We start from the raw sequence: 18844 nt of genomic DNA, 5'->3' as shown, positions 1-18844 counted from the left end.
CAGAACTTCAAGCCTCCATCTCCCAGCCTTTCTTATTTGTTATCCGGGATGAAATTTTTTCTCGCCAGCTCCTTTCTTACACGGCTCAGGCTCTCAGGAGTAATTCCGAGGTAAGAAGCAATCATCCATTGTGGAACTCTCAGGAGTAAATCCGGATACATTTTGATGAATTTCATATACCTTTCTTCTGCAGTCTCTCCCAATAAAGAATTGATCCTGTTTTGAAGACTTCTGATATGTTTCTGAAGAAGAAAATCACTTCTTTCGATGCTGTTCGGAAATTGTTCTACCAGTTTGTTGAAGAAATCTGGATGAAGAAACAAAACTTCAGAATCTTCCACTGCTTCTATATAATAAATGGATTTTTCATTGAAATAAAGGCTGCTTCGGTCAGAAATCAGCCAGCTTTCCGGAGCAAACTGTATAATATGTTCCTTTCCGTTTTTATCAATGGAATACATCTTTATCAGGCCTTTTTCTACAAAGAAAATATGTCGGCAGATTTCACCATACTGAAGAAGGAACTGGTTTTTAGGAATTTTCTTTACTTCATAGTGAAGACTACACGTATTCACATTCTGAAGCGGAACATTTAAAACTTTGGCTAAATAATTATTTATATTCTTCATGATACAATCTGGCTTAAAGAAATATCCTGGTGTGAAGCACTGTTAACAGGTTTTCCGTTCTCTATGACAATCAGCTGCGGACTTTCATGTCTGATCTCAAAATCTGCTGCTATTTTGTTAGAAACAGGCCGGTGTGCCAATAAATCCAGATAGTATACACTCACCGGTTGGTCTGAATTTTCTATTTCTTTTTCAAAGTTTTTCAAAACTGTCCTGCTTATGAAACAGCTTGTAGAATGTTTAAATATCGCTATCCTATTCTGAAAAGAGTCTTCCATTGCTTTGGCAAGGTCTTCTTCAGATTCTATCTTTTTCCAGAATGTTTTTTGGTCAGGGGTTTCGTTTTTACCACCGAATATTTTATCAAAAAAACTCATACATTAAATTGTTTTAGATGATGATCAAGATGTTTGTATTCTAAAAATGTCCAGTCTTTTTCAGTCATTGTACCGAATAATCTGTGGCGGTCCGGCAGGTTGTTTTTTTCACAAACTTCCCGGAATTCTTCCAGCGTTTTCAGCAGATTGGTTTTTGAAACATCGAAATCACACTCAAAATTAACGATTAGTTTTTGAAAAGTAGGCATGTTTCTGGGAATTCCATTATTGAAAATATGCATTTCTATTTTAGTAAAAATCCCTACTGCCTCAAAAATGACATTAATACGGGGAAGTTCGAACTTTCCCAAAGCCACCTGAAGAACTAAATCACAATGCTTTAGCATTTGACACACGTTCATCTTCCCCCATTTTCCAATAGAGTTTTTAGATAACATAGAAATCCTGTTAACGATTTCCTGATAATATATAGGATTATTAAGACGTTTTCTTACCAACCTTTTTCTATCTTCAGATTTTCAATATGAGCAAAATGATGATTGCAATGCCACACATATAAAGCAAGGCTTTCTCTTAAATTATAATTTTTATTGTGCTCAGGATGATGGAAGGTTCTTTCAAACTGTTTATTGGTAAGACTTTTAAGAAGAGCTACCCATCTTTGGTGTGTTCCCTTCAACATTCTCATTGCCGGTTTTACGGGCATATGAAAACTGTCCTGAAGCTCTGCCCATTTCGCTTCATCATAAGGCTTTATAGTAGGATTTTCTTCTGTCAGTGCCAGTTTGAAACGGATAAAACTGTTCATATGACTGTCAGAAAGATGATTCACAAGTTGCCTTACTGTCCAGCCTCCTTCTCTGTAAGGAGTATCCAATTGATCGTCTGTAAAATGTTCAATAAGATTCTTTAGCCTTCCAGGAAAATCTTTGATTACTTTGATATAAGTATCCAATGTAATATCACAAATATTTTCAGGCACTTCAAACGGGCCTATTGGAAACTTTTTTTTCTCTAAATCAATCATTGTTCAGGTTTTAATTTTTTAATTATTGCCGATTGGTATTACTATTATTGATGAGAATAATTGACAAATACCAGCTTGCGCGAATTTATCAAAAATTCAAGAATATAAAGTGAATAAAGCATTAATTATACCGATAATGTTTTTTGTGGTACCGATTTTTTATTAAAAAAGGCTTCAATTGTATAAACTGAAACCTTTCTTGATTATAATAAAGTATTAATATCCGTGTAAATCAATACCTTCTGTTCTTTGCAGGGTTACTTTTCGACCCATTTTCTTTTGAATTACTCTGAAATGCTGCAATTCATCATCCGTCAAAATGCTGATTGCAGTTCCTTTTTCATTGGCACGCCCTGTTCTACCAATACGGTGAATATAATCCAGCGGTGAACGCGGCAACTCGTAATTGATAACACATGGCAGGGATTCAATATGGATTCCTCGCCCAATTAAGTCTGTAGCCACCAAAATCTGAGCACCGTTTACTTTAAATTCTTCCAGATTATTTCTTCTCGCTCCCTGTGACTTCTGGCTATGAATGGCCATAGCTTTTATTTTATTCTTTTTAAGTTTCTCTACCAGATTATCTGCAGATCTTGTAGACGAAACAAAAATCAAAGCCTTTTCAACTTTTTTTTCTTTGATCAGATATCGTAAAAAAGGTCCTTTATTTTCCGGAGCAACATGATAAGCAAGCTGTTCGATATTATCAATTTCAACTTCTTCTTTTTTAATCTCAATAATTGTAGGATTGATAGAAAGACGTTCTTTCATTTCAGCAACTTTATCATTCAAGGTAGCTGAAAATAAAGTAGTTTGTTTCGCTACAGGCATCATGGCAAAAAGCTTATTCATTTCTTCACCAAACCCTAGCTGAAACATTTTATCTGCTTCATCAATCACCAAATGTTTAATTCCTGAAATACTTAATGCATTATGATCAATTAAATCCAGCAGACGTCCCGGAGTAGCAATCAAAACTTCCACTCCAAACATTCCCTTCATCTGTGGATTGATAGAAACACCTCCATAAACAGCCATCGTACGGACTTCTCTCTTTAGATTTTCTGTGAATGCCCTGAAAACTTCATCGATCTGAATAGCTAATTCCCTGGTAGGAACCAATATCAAAACCTGAACATTACGGTTTTTTTTAACTTCCGCATTCTGTAATTTTTCTAGAATCGGCATCACAAAACACGCTGTTTTACCAGAACCTGTCTGAGCAATTCCCATCAGATCTTTCCCTTCCAAAATAACAGGAACAGCCTGCTCTTGTATAGGGAACGGTTTTAAATATCCTAATTTTTTGACAGAACGAATAATATTGTGTGATAATCCTAACGATTCAAATGACATAAAAATACTTATTTCCTGCAAAGATACGCTATTGATATTTGGTGTAAGCCTCAAAATACAATAGGCTGCAGATAAACTTCAATTATTTAAAATTTTATGCCTTTCATTCAAAAACATTGAAAATTTATATTGCCGATTTGTCCTAAAATTCAGGTTTGGACAAATTTTTGAAGATTAGTTTTGTAAATTTATCAAAAATTCGAGAAATCAAAATATGAAAAAAGCGTTAATAATAGTCGATGTACAGAATGATTTTTGTGAAGGCGGAGCACTTGCAGTTCCTGGAGCGAGCGAAATTATTCCATACATCAATCTCCTGATGGAGGAAAATGAATATGATCAGGTGGTTCTTACACAAGACTGGCATCCTGCAGGTCATAAAAGTTTTGCAAGCAGCAATGGAAGAAAGGTAGGAGAAAGTATTATTTTAAATGGTGTTCCACAGTTTATGTGGCCGGATCACTGTATTCAGGGAACTTTTGGGGCAGAATTTCACAAAGATCTGAACAGAGATAAAGTAACCCACATTGTACAGAAAGGTAAAAATATTGAAATTGACAGCTACAGCGGTTTCCAGGATAACAACCATTTTATGAAAACAGGTTTGGATGATTTCCTGAAATACCATGATATCCAACTGGTAGAAATTGTAGGTCTGGCATTAGACTATTGTGTTAAATTTACAGCACAGGATGCAGTAGCTAACGGATATGTAACGTGCCTTCATTTCAATGGAACACGTGCAGTAAACGTAAAACCTGACAACGGCAGAGATGCCATCTATGAAATGATTGAAAAAGGAGTAACGGTGTTGGGTTAATTCTTTTAAGTGATGAATGATGAGTTATAAATTTTGCAATTCACCACTTACAACAATAAAAAAGCGCAGAAAATAATTCTGCGCTTTTTGTTTTTTATCCTAAAGATACTTTTGAGAGAATGAAGTAAATTACAAATCTGAATCTGTTATTCATCATTTATAACTCATCATTTATCATTGTTTTAAAGCATTTTAAGGTTGTTCACTTCCAGTTCTGTAAGGATTCTCCAGTGTCCTCTCTTGATATTCTTCTTCGTTAATCCTGCAAACATTACTCTGTCTAAAGATTCTACCTCGTATCCTAATCTCTGGAAAATTCTTCTGATCACACGGTTCCATCCGATGTGGATCTCAATTCCAATTTCATTCTTAGGTTTCCCTTCAATATATGAAATCTGATCAACCACAGCTAATCCTTCATCAAGACGGATTCCTTCTGCAATAAGACGTAAATCTTCACCAGTAAGTTTTTTATCCAATGTTACATGATAAATCTTCTTAGCATCAAAAGATGGATGCGTCAGTTTTTTGGTCATGTGTCCGTCATTGGTCAGTAAGATAACTCCTGTTGTAGAACGATCCAGTCTTCCCACCGGGAAAAGTCTGTACGGAGAAGCATTCGCTACAAGATCCATTACAGTTTTTCTTGCTTTATCGTCTTTTGTAGTAGAAATATAACCTTTTGGCTTATTCAAAAGTACATATACAGGTTTTTCAGGAGTAATGCTTTGTCCGTCAAAAACTACTCTGTCTGTTTTCTGTACCTGATATCCCATTTCAGTTACCACCTTTCCGTTGACTTCTACCAATCCCTGAGTAATCAGTTCATCAGCTTCTCTTCTGCTGCAGATTCCGGAATTAGCGATATACTTGTTAAGACGGATGCTGTCTTTATGAACATCTTTTTCAATTTTATTCAACCTTCTTTTCTGTACAAAAGATCTTGTTTTGTCATCATTTCTGTCTTCACCATTAGATGGTCTTCTTCCGTATTTCAGGCTGCCTCTTTCATACTTATCTCTTGTATCGAAATTCTTTCCTCCTCTCTTCGGTTTTCCAAAAGATTTTTTCTCATAGCTCTCACTTTTGTTCGTGATATAAGGTTTTCTTTCAGATTTTGAACCTGAATCTTCGTTAGAATTTTCGAAACTGTCGGTATTTCTTTTAAAAGGTTTCTTTTCAAATCTTGAGTTGGATCCCTGATGTTCTGGTCCTTTTCTTCCTCCGTCTTTAGAAAACGGTTTCTTGAAAGGTTTTGATCCTGAAGAATTTCCAGATCTGGAAGCACGAGAATCATCAGAACTTTTCTTGGTTGAAATTCTTGGTCTCTTTGGTCTATCTGAATTATTATTATCTCTGCTCATTCTAAAAATTTATGCAAAGATAGTAATTTAGTTACGAGTTAAAAATTAAGAATCATAACTTTGCACTATAGTTTACATTTTAACTTTACATAAAATAGAAGATGATAACAATATTAAACGATAATTTTTCACAGCTCAACGAGTTTCTTCACGAAAAAACTTTCAGTAAAATTTTCATTCTTGTAGATGAAAATACCCATGAATACTGCCTTCCTGTTCTTTTAGGAAATATGGAAACGGATCTTGGCTTTGAAATTTTAGAGATTGAAGCGGGAGAAGAAATGAAAAATATCCAGACAGCCAATCAACTTTGGGAAATTCTTACAGAAATGCAGGCGGACAGAAAAGCGCTGGTTATCAACCTTGGCGGTGGTGTAATAACCGATATGGGCGGATTTGTGGCATCTACTTATAAAAGAGGAATACAGTTTATCAATATTCCTACTACCCTTCTATCGATGTGTGATGCTTCCATAGGGGGAAAAACCGGGATTGATCTGATGCACTATAAAAATATGGTGGGAACTTTTGCTTTCCCTGAGCAAATCTTTATTTTTCCCAAATTCTTAGAAACACTACCTTTTAAAGAATTAAGAAGCGGATTTGCTGAAATGCTGAAACATGGGTTAATTGCTGATAAAAATCATTGGGACCAGCTAACACAGATCCGTAAACTGGAAGTAGAAACGGTAATCCCACATATTCAAACGTCTATGAATATTAAACAGAATGTTGTAGATCAGGATTTCCATGAGCAGAACATTAGAAAAACACTTAATTTCGGGCATACCATAGGACATGCGGTAGAAAGTTTATGTCTGCAGCAGGAAAACCCGATCCTTCACGGTGAAGCTGTGGCTATGGGAATGATTGCTGAAGCTCATCTGGCTTATCTTGAAAACCTTATTTCTGAAGAAGATTCAAAAATAATCATTGAAAACATTCAGAGATATTATCCATACCTTGATATCAGCGATTTTAAAGATGAAGATATTACTGCTTTACTACTGAATGACAAGAAGAATACCGACAGCAAAATCAATTTCTCTCTGCTTTCTGGAATAGGTTGTTGCATCTATGATCATCAGTGCAGCAAGGAAAATATCCTTGAATCTTTATCTTTTTATAGAAAATTGAACGATGCTTAACGTGTTTTTCAAAAATAAATTTATTTTAAAACGTGTTTTTGACAAAATTGTCAATTTAGACCACGTCTAAACAAACATTTATTTAAAATTACAAATAATTAACAATCAATACTTTATTTAAAAAATCACTTAAACACTAAGTGATTTTTTTTATTGATTTTACTCATAAAAAAAATTTTGGCAAGCAATTTGAAAGATACTCTCCGTTCAACTGAAAAGCTGGACAAGTAGTAAAATTTAAAATTAAGAAAGAGTAAAATTAAAAAAATTAAAGTTATGAAAAAGTTAATTTTAGGATTAGCGTTAACTGCAGGAACATTCGCATTCGCTCAACAGACAGGAAACACATCTTCTAATCCGGTAACATTTGGGGTAAAAGGAGGTATGAACGTTTCGTCCCTTTCAAAAGATAGTGGTCTTGATGATCAAAAATCTAAAATAGGATTCAACGCAGGTGTATTTGCCAACATTCCATTAGCCGCTTCATTCAGCGTTCAGCCAGAGGTTCAGTATTCACAATATGGTAATAAATCAGATTATACGTTAGCAGGAACTAAATATTCAGCTTCTACTAAACTAGATTATATTACAGTACCGGTAATGTTCCAGTACAACCTGATTCCAAATCTTTATGTGGAAGCAGGACCTGAATTTGGTTTTATGGTAAGTGCTAAAAACAAGTTCAAAAATGAATCAAACGGGCAGTCAAGTACTACAGACAACTACAAAGACAATTTAAATACATTTAACTTTGGTATTGGTCTTGGAGCTGGATATTATTTCACTCCGAACTTAGGACTTACCGCAAGATATGTTGCAGGTTTAACAGATGTAGCGAAAAACAGACCTAGTGGATCTGATGCTACAAGAAACAACCTATTCCAGGTAGGATTAGCTTATAAATTTAAGTAAGCTACATATTCACTAACAAATTTTATATTCAATAAAAAAGAACAGATTAATTTTTTAATCTGTTCTTTTTTTATGTTAAAATAACAAAGTGTCGACAAAATAACAAAAATATATCCCAATTTGATGATTTATGGATTTGTTAAAAACCCATAAAGTCTTTATACAAGGGGTTTACCGGCATATTGTTTGTTGCTTCTCGGACGTTAAACAACGTAAAAATTAAACTAATCTATGAAAAAGATTTTTCTGGGCCTGGCGCTTATCGCAGGTACTTTTGCTTTTGCTCAAAGCACTTCAACTTCTACAGAGGCTACTACTCCATCCACATCTTCACCCAAAATCAAATTCGGTTTGAAGGCGGGATTAAATGTTTCCAACTTTCTAATATGGATATGAATTCAAAAGCCGGATTCTATGGTGGTGTTTTTGTGAATATTCCTGTCGCTAAGGATTTTTCTGTTCAGCCGGAAGTATTATATAATGCTGTGGGAGCTAAAGAGAAAGGAGGCAGCAATGCAAAACTTAATTTAGAATATCTTTCCGTACCTGTAATGTTCCAATATAAAGCACTTCCCAATCTATATGTGGAAGCAGGACCACAATTTAGCTTTTTAATTGATGCAAGATTAAAGAAAAGCGCTTCTACTGGTGCTTTAAAAAATGCAACTCAATCGTTCGACTTTGGAATCGGGTTGGGAGCCGGTTACAATTTAACCAAAAACATTGGCGTGAATGTAAGATACACTGCAGGATTATCTGATATTGTAAAAACAAAATACCAATACGGATATGACAGAGAAGGATCTGTTAGAAATGGTGTATTCCAGGTAGGAGTAAACTACAAATTCTAAAGCTTTATTAAGCTTTTTTCATTAAATTTTTATAATTAAAGTGGAGTCGGATTAAAATTAATCCGACTTTTTTAATGCGATAGAAAAATTATTCTTCAAAAACCACAATAAATGGTACATTCACAGTACATTTACACTTTGGCATACAGTTTGTTTCTTAATGAAAAGTTAAATAAAACTTAAAAACTATTAAAATAAAAAACTTATGAAAAAGATTTTTTTAGGCCTTGCCCTAGTAGCAGGTACTTTTGCTTTCTCTCAGAAAACTTCAACAGCTTCCGCTTCGCCAGTTAGATTTGGTGTAAAAGCAGGTCTTAATATCTCTACTCTTTCTGATAATGACTTCAACTCTAAAGCCGGATTTTACGGAGGAGTATTCGCTAATATTCCTGTAGCTCAGGACTTCTCTTTCCAACCGGAAGTAATGTACAGCGGAATGGGAGCAAAATTTAAAGCAGACAGCGATGCTAAAGCAAACCTAGATTACATCTCTGTTCCTTTAATGCTTCAGTACAATGCTCTTCCTAATCTATACCTGGAGGCTGGACCACAGTTTAGTTTCCTTGTGAATTCAAAATTAAAATATAAATCAAACTCTGCAGATGCCAAAGATATTTTCAAATCATTTGATTTCGGAATTGGTCTTGGAGCAGGATACTATTTCACACAAAATATCGGAGTTACTGCAAGATATGTTGCAGGTTTAACAGATGTAGCGAAAAACAGACCTGATTTATCTGAAGATAAAGCGAAAAACGGAGTATTCCAATTTGGTTTAGCTTACAAATTCTAAAAACAAACTTTCTATTCAATACAAAGCCGGATTATAGTAAATCCGGCTTTTTTATTGTTTGAATATTTTTTGGCAAGAAATTTGCGTACAGAATAGTAATTGTACTCTATTCCGGAATTTCCAATTTTACAGTTCCTGTTTTACAATGAATAGGTATTGATTCAATTGTGTATTCAATTGAAATTCAAAACTAACTCTAACTATTACCATTAATTTTTAACGAGAACTGCAAGAGATAGCTGGACATTAGAGTGCACAACAGAATACTGAAAAGTGTTTTGTTTTATTTAAAATACATTTTGATTTCAATAGAAAAAGTCAGGTTTATTAGTTTAATCCTGACTTTTTCGCATACCATATGATTTTTATCACTTCTTATCTTTATGGCAGATATTTTGCCACAAAAAAAACAGAAAATAAAACTTATAATCATGAAAAAAATTTTTCTAGGACTTACACTTGTTGGCTCTTTTTTAATGAATGCTCAGGAAAAAGAAAAGTCTCCTACCCAACCATCTTCAGTAAAATTTGGGATTAAAGCTGGTTTCAATGGTTCTACTTTCAGCAGAGGGGAAAGAAACGAAGTTGATAATAACGAAAAAATCAAAGCCGGTTCACATATCGGAATATTTGCCAATATTCCTGTTGCTGAAAAATTCAGTATACAACCCGAGCTTCTTTTCAGCCAGCTAGGATCAAAAACGGAAGATCTCTTTATTCATGATTCCGGAGATTATTTTACGAAGCAGGAATATGAGTACAAAACTAATCTAAACTACCTTACTCTTCCTATTATGGTTCAATACAATATTCTTCCTCAATTGTATGTGGAAGCAGGACCTGAATTCGGATTACTTCTGGGAGGAAAAATAGAAGGAGACGGAAGAAACGAAATAAGATACGATAATACAACGACTGTTAATTCTGAGAATTTCTCTAATAAAATTTCAATGAAATTATATAATAAATTCAATTTTGGAATTGGAATTGGCGCAGGATATTATTTTACACAAAATTTTGGAGTGACTGCAAGATTCACAGCAGGTATAACAGGAATTTTCAAGAATGATTACGGTAGTAAAGTCAAAAACAATGCGCTTCAGCTTGGAGTGGCTTATCGCTTTAAATAGAGATATTTATTATTTTCAAAACGGATGCCGGGCTTTTAAGAGTCCGGTATTTTTATTTTTTATTCTTAAAAAGAGTCCGGAAGAGTTATTAATCCCTGAAAAAGTCAATTCCAGTTTAAAATTTCTCATGATTTCAATTATCAATAATAAAGCGTATTGAGCATTCAACTATTTTCACAAAACATTCAGTTTACAAAACATTTATTCATCAAAAAGGGATAAATGGTTTAAATTAAACTTTTCAAAAACCATTTGAAAAGCCCTTTAAACAGGCATTTTTCGACTTTGGCAAGCAATTTGCAAAATACTTGGAGTCTGATTGAGAGATATCCGACACACAAATAGTAAAATTAAAAAATAAAATTATGAAGAAGTTATTTTTAGGATTAGCATTAACTGCTGGTACACTAGCTTTCGCTCAGGAGACAGAAACAAAGACGGAAACGAAAACAGTCAATGCATCACCACTAAAAAAAGATGTTCAGCCTATTAGATTCGGGATCAAAGCAGGGGGAAACTCAGCGTATTTCAGCCAGCAGAAATTTGGAATCAACACACAACAACTAGGTTTCCACGCAGGTGCATTCGTTAATATTCCACTTTCAAAACATTTCAGCTTACAGCCAGAGGTATTATACAACCAAATGGGGGCAAAAGATGTAATGTATTCTACAGAAACTGACAATGGAGTAACGAATGTAAAAACTAAAGTACAGAGCAGAGTAAAAATGGATTACATTTCAGTTCCATTAATGGTTCAGATGAGACCTACTGACAAATTTTATATTGAAGCAGGACCTGAATTCAGTTATTTCATTAACGGGAAAAATAAAGGAGAATCTACTGTAGCAAGTACTACTGGAGGTGTTACAACAACTACTTCAAGTTCTCACTCTACAGATATCGACAAAGATATGATCAACAAATTCAACTTTGGTTTAGGCCTTGGTTTAGGATATGATATCACTTCCAATATCGGTATCAATGCAAGATATGTAAACAGCTTAACAAAGATTGATAAGAGCATGTCTGCCGCTGAAAACAACAACAGAGTATTTCAGTTAGGTCTTAACTACAAATTCTAATTAAGAACCAATTTTTTAACCGAAGTGCATTAACCTTGCACGCATAAAATAGCCGGAAGATTTTCTTCCGGCTATTTATATCAAAAGTTTTATTCAAATATTCTCGGATCATCACTGATCGCCCCATCTATTCCCATTTCTTTTAATTCCTTTAATCTTTCTCTGGTATTCACAGTCCATGGGATTACTTTCATGCCTAATGAGTGGCATTCCTGTACTAATTGAGACGTTACAAGATTGTGTTCCGGACTGTAAATCGTAGGAGTGAAACTCAGGAACTTCATATCTCCGGCTACTCCACTCAGATGATCTGGATACATTTTGAACTTTTCCACAGGAATATTTTTAAAATAAGCCTGCTGCTGGGCCAGTTTTTTATCATCTACCTTTTCCACAAGTAAAGCGGTCATGATTTTAGGATATTCTTTATGAAGAATTTCCAGTGTCCGTGGATCAAAAGATTGAATGATTACCCTGTCCTGAATATTTTTTTCTACAATAATCTTCATCATCAGATCTACAAATTCTTTCGGTTCAGGATGAAATATGTTATCAGAAAAGGGACGTGTTTTCGTTTCTATATTGTAAAAAGGCAGTGGTCTTTTCAATTCTCTGGCATAAGCCTCAGATGCATCAATGACGTCTGAAAAGAGCGGTTTCTGAGCCTTCATTTTCTTTTGATCAGGATAATTATTCAGTTTTTTTAATCCTACGTCAAATGTTTTGATCTTTGCGTAAGGCATTTCATATATTTTGTAATAAAAGCCTGAATCTTTGGGAATGTAAGTTCCATCCGGTTTTGTAACCAGTTCCGGTGAAAGAAAAGCATCATGCGAAAGAATCACTTTTTTATCCCTGGTGATGGCCAAATCCATTTCCAGAGTTGTCACATTCATTTTAAGGGCATTCTTCATTGCCGGGATCGTATTTTCGGGGTAAAGAGATTTTCCTCCGCGGTGTGCCTGCTTGTCAAAAGACTGCGAAGAATACAATTGGGTAAATACCAGAAAAATACCCGTAAAAAGTGCGTTTTTCATATCCTGAAGTTTTAATCTGACAAAATTAAAACTCCATTATATACTCTATAATACAGGAATATTAAGCTTTTGCTACATTTAAACAACAAAAGAGCCGGATTACAAATCCAGCTCTTCTATTTTGATATATTTCAGATAAAGAGATTAATTGAATAAATCTATCTCTTCTCCTTTTCCAACAGGATATTCTTCTGTAAAGCATCCGAAACAGTGATTAGCTGATCCTAAAATGTCTTTCAGGTTGTCTATACTTAAAAACTCTAAGGAATCTACTCCCAGATAATTTTTAAGTTCTTCCGTAGTCATATTCGCTGAGATAAGATCATCTTTAGACGGAGTATCAATTCCCAGATAACAAGGAGCAATAATGGGTGGAGAAACACTTCTGAAGTGAATCTCTTTTACACCTGCATCTTTTAAAATTTTAACCAGTCTTTTAGATGTTGTTCCACGAACAATAGAATCGTCAATAATGACTACTCTCTTGTCTTTCATCTCAGAGATGATCGGGTTCAGCTTAAGGTTTACTACCCTTTCTCTCATTTCCTGTGTAGGAACGATGAAACTTCTTCCGATATATCTGTTTTTGATCAAAACCGGACGGAAAGGTATTCCTGAAGCTTTAGAGAAACCAATAGCAGCCGGAACTCCGGAATCCGGAACTCCAATTACCAAATCAGCTTCTATAGGAGCCTGTTCCCAGATTTTCTCTCCGGATTTTTCTCTGATCTCGTAAACATTGATATTTTCTAAAGTAGAGTCAGGTCTTGCGAAATAAATATATTCGAAAGAACAGATTCTCTGCTTACCCTTCGCTTCATCCATCATATAAGAATGAAGTTTTCCAGGTTCGTTTTCGTTGGTATAAATGATCTCACCAGGAAGGATATCACGTACATACTGAGCACCCACAGCATCCAATGCTACAGATTCTGAAGCTACTACATAAGATTTTTCATCAATAGCCCCCAATACTAACGGACGGATACCGTTGAAGTCTCTGAATGCAAAGAATTTGTTTCGGGTCATCCCTACTACAGAATAAGCTCCTTCAATCTTTTCCATGGTTGCTTTAATCGCTCCACGAAGACCTAAATCAAGGTTTTTCTGAATCAGTCTCAGGATAACTTCAGAATCGGAAGTCGCTCTGAAAACTACGCCTTCAGCTTCTAATTCTGCTTTTAATTCTTTGGCATTGGTAAGGTTACCATTGTGTGCTATAGAAAGTATAATCTGGTCATATTCGTTTTTCGCGAAAAATGGCTGAAAATTATATTTCTTCTTATCTCCTGCAGTGGTATAACGGGTATGCCCAATTGCAGAATTTCCCATAAAAGTTTCAGGTTCCTGAATTTCTTTATAAACATCCAAAACCAGTCCTTCGTCTTTCATGTTTGTGATTCTTCCATCCTTTAAAACGGAAATACCACAAGCCTCCTGACCTCTGTGCTGTAATGCAAAAAGGCCAAACTGTGAAAGAGAGAAAGTATCCAGATCATTATCTGAATACATTCCGAAGATCCCACATTCTTCATTAGGGGCATCCAGTCTTTCCTCTTCCTGAGTTCTGAAAAGATTCCTTCCGTAAGTCTGGGTTTCAAACTGTTTTAAATATTCACTTTTATGAATGTCTAAACTTTTCATTTCTATTTTTTCTAAATTAAAAGATTAAAAAATTTAATGATTAAAAAGATTACAGCCTGTTTAATTTTTAAATGGTTTAATCTTCAAATAAATTAAATCTTATTTCTGTAAAAGATTTTTAAGACGGTTGTAGATTTCAACATAAGCCTCAGTAACTTCTCCTAAGTCTCTTCTGAATCTGTCTTTGTCTAATTTCTTCATGGTATCTTTATCCCAAAGTCTGCAAGTATCAGGAGAGATTTCGTCTGCTAAGATGATTTCACCGTCTGAAGTTTTACCTAATTCGATTTTGAAATCTACCAGGATGATATTGATTTTGTCAAACAGGTCGATAAGGATATCATTGATATCTGAAGATAACTCATACATTTCGTCAAGTTCTTCGTAAGTAGCTGCTCCTAAGAAAACGGCATGGTGATCATTGATAAGCGGATCTCCCAATTCATCTTTTTTATAACAGATATCGAAGATCGTTACCGGAGATTTAATTCCTTCTTCCACTCCTAATCTTTGCGCCATGCTTCCTGCAGAGTAGTTTCTTACTACCATTTCCAAAGGAATGATAGATACTTTTCTTACCAGCTGCTCTCTTTCGTCTAATTTTTGGATGAAATGAGTTTTGATCCCTTTTTCATTTAAATATTCAAAAATAAGAGTTGTGATGGCGTTGTTCATTTCTCCTTTAAGGTCTACCTGACCTCTTTTTTGAGCATTAAATGCTGTAGCATCGTCTTTGAAACGTACTACTACTTCATCAGGATTATCGGTTGCAAATACTTGTTTTGCTTTCCCCTCGTACAACATTTCTTTCTTTTGACTCATAATTTTACTTTCTAAATTGTAGTTAGATTTATTAATTTATTTTATTATTATTCCTGTTAAGACAGCCAGTCCAAAACTCAGCAGTGTACCAATTAATACATATTCTGTAAGCTTTCTCTGTTTTGCCTGTGCAAGGTCGCTGAATCTGAAAACAGATTTGGCAGCCACCATGAAACCTACGCCTTCCCAGTGATTCACCATAATAAAAGTGAAAACCAGCAGGCGTTCTAAAATTCCGATATATTTTCCGGCACTTGATAAAGATTCGGTTTGAATAGTATTGGGGCCATCCGGAGCGGGCGTCCATGATGACAATAAGATTTTTATAAAAATAGAAGCCGGTGTTGTTAAAAACAGTGCCACCATAATTACCTTTAAAAATTCCTGATTCTGTAAAAATCCAAAGCTGAATTCCTGGAAATAAAAAGAAACTCCGCCAATCACCAGAATATGCAGCAGCTGATCTATGAAAAACCATCTTTTCTTAGTCTTTACATTCTGGAAACTAAGCTTGGCTGCATCAATAATAAAGTGAGTTATTCCCACTAATACAGCAACCCACCAAAGCTGAAGATCCCAAATAAAAATCAGACTTAAAACAATGTGAATCAGAACATGAATGTATAAAAACTTACTTTTCAGTTTATAGTTTTCCTTATCTGCAACCCATGAATTTGGCTGAAGTATAAAATCTCCGAGTAGATGTGCCAATATGAGTTTGATGAAGATCATGCCTATAATTCTGAGATTTTCTTTCTGAAATACTGATTGGTTTCCACGATGAGCTCATAGTTGGCTCGTTTCAGTCTCTGGCTTACCGAAGACTGTGAAATAGCAAATCTCTTAGCAAGATCCTCCTGTGTGATATCCTGATTCATGATCATTTCATGAATAATCTCTGCCGTAGCCATCGTCCAGTTATCAAAATCCTTGGACGACCATTTCAACAGGATATTAAGATCCCTGTCCACCGGATCACTGGAGGTTTTAATAGCAACCGTATGACCGTCACTTTTAAGATCATTAAGCAGTCTTCCTGAATTAACATAAGCTGTACCATTAGATTCAGTGATCTTCTCAGAAGAGAAACTTTCCTCACCAATACCTATGGCCATTCTTACATCCAGATTTTCGACACTTTTAATAAGAGATTTTATGGCTAGAAAACGCCAGAAAACGTCATCAATTTTGCACTTGAACTGAAACTCATCTCCCCTGTAGATTTCCCATGTGTGAGGAGCGCTTCCCCATTTTTCGAGAAGATGTTTAAGTCTGGTAATCCAAACTTCAGTGTCCGCATGCTGTGAATTTATAATATCACCGGTAATGACCGCTATCATACTGCAAATATAAGCATAATTACTTATATATAAAAAATATAAGCAGAAACACTTATAGATATTCATTATTAGCGAATCAGCTTATATCAATGATGTAGTAAACATAAGGTTTTTAAGGCTTTATGCCAACCATAAAATTACGGAAAAGCAAAAAAACATTCAATCATCCTGTTGTTATATTTACTTTAACTCTACTTTTTTATACTTTTTTTATAATAAGAAGCTGTTCCTGCTATCCGCTCATACTCCTCGCGCCTTCGTATTCCAACTCCCTAACCCTACAACTCTCCCACTTCTACTGCGGGGTAACCGCTGCTATCAGGGCTAGGACAGTCAGTGCGAGCAAGGCGAAGCAATCTCCTGAATTATTTCTACACCATATAAAAATAGAACTAACAGGTTTTAAAAACCTGTTAGGTTTAGCTGATAGTATTTAAATCTGATGTTATTTACTTTTTAATAAACTGATGTACCTTTTCATCAAGCTTCAGGAAATAAGTTCCCGTTGGAACATCTTGTACAGAAATATGTTTCTTATATCTGAAAGGATCTTTTTCGGTATAAATCACTTTTCCCGAAAGATCTATGATTTGGGCTATTTTTACTTTGTCAACCGCTCCTTTCACATAAAGATAATCATCAGCCGGATTGGGATAGATAATAAATTCATTATTGTCAGCAATCAATTCTGCTGTAGACAATGTGCCACCAAGGTTCTGACAGTAATTGGACGGATAAGAATCCCATTCACTGATAGTAAAAGTATTATTAGGCTGATTGATGGTGTTCTTTCTGTATAAAGATACGTTCCCGTTATTATTGGTCGTGTATTTTACCCCGATAGCATCTACTGTAACCGTTTTATTATAAGCAAGTTCCACATAATTTCCTCCCGCAAACATCATAGGATCAGAAGCTGTTACAAATCTCGCCTGGCCAGCGATATAACATGACAGAGTACCTTTGGGGTTCAGAATAACAAAAGTTTCGTTATTCCCTACTTTACCTTCCAGTTCATAAGTATCTCCATTATATATAGCTCCTGAGGAATTATTTTTAAACTGAATATTAATCCTGTAATTATTTAAATTAACTTCATGGCCTGTTTTATTAACGATTTCCAGAGCATTATTCTTTATAAATTCCGTATTCGTTCCCGATATATATTTCGTAATCATAAGATCCTGAGCATATGAATCAGCAGCAATCGTTGAAGCTGTCAATGTATTACTGAACGGAGACTCCAGATATGCTTTATCAAAAGCTTTCACCGTAAAAGTATAGATGGTTGACGGGCTCAGATGATCGATGCTGATGGAAGTCCCTTTTGTAACCGCAACAGGTGTCGCTGATCCATTCATATAAACTCTGTAGCCTAAAACATCATTATCAGGAGAAGCCGTCCAGCTCAGATTCACAAAATAAGCATTCTGCTGGGTTGAAACCAGTGATCCGGGAGCTGCGGGAGCAATATTATCAGGCGTTTCGGACCAGATCATATCAATCCACTCAGGATGATCTATAAATGGATTTCTATTTTTTTGTATAGTATAAACAGCATTGTTCCGGTCAATTTCTCTTTGTGAAACAGGATCTGCTGCACTCCATTGTTTCAGCATTGCAATATAAGCAAGATCAACCGCTCTTTCTTCCGTTCCATCCAATGGACACTGATCAGTAGCCGGAGTAAGATTGGCCGAAGTAGTATAAGCTGTATTAAATGAACCTAATTTTCCTTCATACCGTACTGCAAAATACAACAAACTCCTGGCAATATCACCTTTGAATTCATTAATAGGTTCATACACTCTTCCGGTATAAGGATAATTGGGAATAGCTGCATTGGATATTCTCGAAGTGTTGGAAAAAATATAATGGTTGGTATTATTTCCTATTCCATAAGGATAATTGCTCCTGCGCTGGTTGATCCATCCATCAACAGGAATTATAAAATTCAGATCCGAATACATAGGATAATCACTGATAGATGAGCTTGTACTGAATGTACTCTGCGGCATCATGTGTTCTCTGTTATATCCCTGGCCTTCCATGCCGACACCTGCTACCAGCTGATCCGCAGTATATTCATAAGAATCAGGTCCTGAAGGAATTTCAGAATAGATATCCAGCAGATACTGAGTATTGGAAGCATCATGATCATAATATTTATCCAGATCAGTCTGTCCATACAACACCTTAAGATCGTCATAATGCCAGTTGACCATCTTTTCAGAAATAATATCATGAAGTTTTGATTTCAGAGCATATCCCGTCAATCCGGCAGTTCCGTCGTAATATCCGGCAGGAACCTGCGCAGAAATATAAGAGGAAATTAAAATGATAGGAAGTAGAAATTTTTTCATGCTTTAAAAATTGGGGAACTAAAATAGTGAAATAAAAAACGGAAAGGACTGAATATTTTATTAATAAAGTATTAATTCTGAAAATATAAAAATTTGAAAACTAAAGGGATTACCCTTTAGATATTACGATTGAAATAATTTATTTTAGCATTCCATCAATTTGGTTATCTTTGGGAACTAAC

Annotated in this window: 20 protein-coding genes; 8 read left to right on the top strand and 12 right to left on the bottom strand. The window is 35.1% G+C overall.

What is annotated here, in order from left to right; genetic code table 11:
• Positions 1-32: 32 nt before the first annotated feature.
• The 5 genes from RHP76_RS03275 to RHP76_RS03255 form a co-directional block, all read right to left on the bottom strand.
• A complete protein-coding gene (locus RHP76_RS03275; RefSeq protein WP_034698263.1) occupies positions 33-629 on the bottom strand; it encodes a Crp/Fnr family transcriptional regulator in 597 nt (198 codons plus the stop codon).
• On the bottom strand, positions 626-1006 hold the full coding sequence (gene ytxJ / locus RHP76_RS03270) for a bacillithiol system redox-active protein YtxJ (RefSeq protein WP_216444634.1): 381 nt from the start codon (positions 1004-1006) through the stop codon (positions 626-628). The genes RHP76_RS03275 and ytxJ overlap by 4 nt, the downstream gene beginning before the upstream one ends.
• Positions 1003-1404 (bottom strand): DUF1569 domain-containing protein, encoded by a 402-nt coding sequence (locus tag RHP76_RS03265; RefSeq protein WP_123279917.1) that lies wholly within the window; start codon positions 1402-1404, stop codon positions 1003-1005. The genes ytxJ and RHP76_RS03265 overlap by 4 nt, the downstream gene beginning before the upstream one ends.
• 53 nt (positions 1405-1457) lie before the next feature.
• Positions 1458-1994 (bottom strand): YfiT family bacillithiol transferase, encoded by a 537-nt coding sequence (locus RHP76_RS03260; RefSeq protein ID WP_062669686.1) that lies wholly within the window; start codon positions 1992-1994, stop codon positions 1458-1460.
• A gap of 216 nt (positions 1995-2210) precedes the next feature.
• Positions 2211-3353, bottom strand: coding sequence for a DEAD/DEAH box helicase (locus RHP76_RS03255; protein ID WP_311229467.1), 1143 nt, complete (start codon positions 3351-3353; stop codon positions 2211-2213).
• Between the two features lie 214 nt (positions 3354-3567).
• Between RHP76_RS03255 and pncA the strand changes: the two genes are divergently transcribed.
• The gene (gene pncA / locus RHP76_RS03250) at positions 3568-4173 is read left to right on the top strand and encodes a bifunctional nicotinamidase/pyrazinamidase (RefSeq protein WP_034698270.1); all 606 of its coding nucleotides are present in this window, start codon (positions 3568-3570) and stop codon (positions 4171-4173) included.
• A 182-nt stretch (positions 4174-4355) separates the two neighbouring features.
• Here the strand turns inward: pncA and RHP76_RS03245 are convergent, their stop codons facing one another.
• Entirely contained in the window at positions 4356-5537 is a 1182-nt protein-coding gene (locus RHP76_RS03245) for a pseudouridine synthase (protein ID WP_228432286.1), read from the bottom strand.
• Positions 5538-5638: 101 nt separating this feature from the next.
• On the opposite strand from RHP76_RS03245, the gene aroB reads away from it, so the two are divergent.
• From aroB to RHP76_RS03210, 7 genes are all read left to right on the top strand, one after another.
• Complete coding sequence (aroB, locus tag RHP76_RS03240) at positions 5639-6685, top strand: 3-dehydroquinate synthase (protein WP_062669692.1); 1047 nt, start codon at positions 5639-5641, stop codon at positions 6683-6685.
• A gap of 276 nt (positions 6686-6961) precedes the next feature.
• Positions 6962-7597, top strand: a complete 636-nt coding sequence (locus tag RHP76_RS03235; RefSeq protein WP_062669694.1) for a porin family protein — start codon at positions 6962-6964, stop codon at positions 7595-7597.
• A 231-nt stretch (positions 7598-7828) separates the two neighbouring features.
• Positions 7829-7993, top strand: a complete 165-nt coding sequence (locus tag RHP76_RS03230; RefSeq protein WP_311229466.1) for a hypothetical protein — start codon at positions 7829-7831, stop codon at positions 7991-7993.
• A complete protein-coding gene (locus tag RHP76_RS03225; protein ID WP_311229465.1) occupies positions 7984-8448 on the top strand; it encodes a porin family protein in 465 nt (154 codons plus the stop codon). The genes RHP76_RS03230 and RHP76_RS03225 overlap by 10 nt, the downstream gene beginning before the upstream one ends.
• A 205-nt stretch (positions 8449-8653) precedes the next feature.
• Positions 8654-9241, top strand: coding sequence for a porin family protein (locus tag RHP76_RS03220; protein ID WP_062669698.1), 588 nt, complete (start codon positions 8654-8656; stop codon positions 9239-9241).
• Positions 9242-9672: 431 nt separating this feature from the next.
• A complete protein-coding gene (locus RHP76_RS03215) occupies positions 9673-10371 on the top strand; it encodes a porin family protein (RefSeq protein WP_065119536.1) in 699 nt (232 codons plus the stop codon).
• Positions 10372-10736: 365 nt separating this feature from the next.
• The gene (locus RHP76_RS03210) at positions 10737-11456 is read left to right on the top strand and encodes a porin family protein (RefSeq protein ID WP_062669702.1); all 720 of its coding nucleotides are present in this window, start codon (positions 10737-10739) and stop codon (positions 11454-11456) included.
• Between the two features lie 89 nt (positions 11457-11545).
• On the opposite strand, the gene RHP76_RS03205 is transcribed toward RHP76_RS03210, so the two are convergent.
• From RHP76_RS03205 to RHP76_RS03180, 6 genes are all read right to left on the bottom strand, one after another.
• Positions 11546-12493, bottom strand: a complete 948-nt coding sequence (locus tag RHP76_RS03205) for a glycerophosphodiester phosphodiesterase family protein (RefSeq protein WP_288444604.1) — start codon at positions 12491-12493, stop codon at positions 11546-11548.
• A gap of 144 nt (positions 12494-12637) precedes the next feature.
• The gene (gene purF / locus RHP76_RS03200) at positions 12638-14137 is read right to left on the bottom strand and encodes an amidophosphoribosyltransferase (protein WP_288444606.1); all 1500 of its coding nucleotides are present in this window, start codon (positions 14135-14137) and stop codon (positions 12638-12640) included.
• Between the two features lie 99 nt (positions 14138-14236).
• Positions 14237-14959: a phosphoribosylaminoimidazolesuccinocarboxamide synthase gene (gene purC / locus RHP76_RS03195; RefSeq protein ID WP_047430685.1), complete on the bottom strand. Its 723-nt coding sequence runs from the start codon at positions 14957-14959 to the stop codon at positions 14237-14239.
• 36 nt (positions 14960-14995) lie between these two features.
• A complete protein-coding gene (locus tag RHP76_RS03190) occupies positions 14996-15691 on the bottom strand; it encodes a DUF3307 domain-containing protein (RefSeq protein ID WP_311229464.1) in 696 nt (231 codons plus the stop codon).
• A gap of 2 nt (positions 15692-15693) precedes the next feature.
• Entirely contained in the window at positions 15694-16299 is a 606-nt protein-coding gene (locus RHP76_RS03185) for a SatD family protein (protein WP_034698295.1), read from the bottom strand.
• Positions 16300-16748: 449 nt separating this feature from the next.
• Positions 16749-18662 carry an endonuclease gene (locus RHP76_RS03180; RefSeq protein WP_311229463.1) on the bottom strand — a complete coding sequence of 638 codons (1914 nt, stop codon included), beginning with the start codon at positions 18660-18662 and terminating at the stop codon, positions 16749-16751.
• Positions 18663-18844: the final 182 nt, after the last annotated feature.

Origin of the sequence: Chryseobacterium sp. SG20098 (assembly GCF_031844745.1) — a bacterium.
Lineage (GTDB): Bacteria > Bacteroidota > Bacteroidia > Flavobacteriales > Weeksellaceae > Chryseobacterium > Chryseobacterium cucumeris.
The sequence above is the reverse complement of the archived record's forward strand: the minus strand, read 5'-3'. Positions and strand labels throughout refer to the sequence as shown.